We start from the raw sequence: 278 nt of genomic DNA on the forward strand, positions 1-278 counted from the left end.
CTTGCAGACCACCGCAGGCGCGAAGAATTCGTCGATCGTGGCCGGCGCACTCAACCTCTCGACCGGTGCGAACGCGGATCTGTCGATCACCGGTTCGGGCAACGCTTTGTCCGCGCTTGGCTTGACCGGCTCGACCGGCACCGGCACCGCCTTCACGGCCAGCCGCGCCGCGTCGGCCGGCGGCGTCTCGGGCAAGACCTTGACCTTCACCTCCTTCAACGGCGGCACGGCGGTCAACGTCACGTTCGGCGACGGCACCGGCGGCACGGTCAAGACGC

At 69.1% G+C, this 278-nt stretch carries 1 pseudogene; it reads left to right on the forward strand.

Annotated elements, in window-relative coordinates:
- Positions 1-278: pseudogene (locus XH88_RS25585) on the forward strand (DUF1522 domain-containing protein); the annotation flags it as partial.

Source organism: Bradyrhizobium sp. CCBAU 51627 (genome assembly GCF_028128765.1).
GTDB lineage: Bacteria > Pseudomonadota > Alphaproteobacteria > Rhizobiales > Xanthobacteraceae > Bradyrhizobium.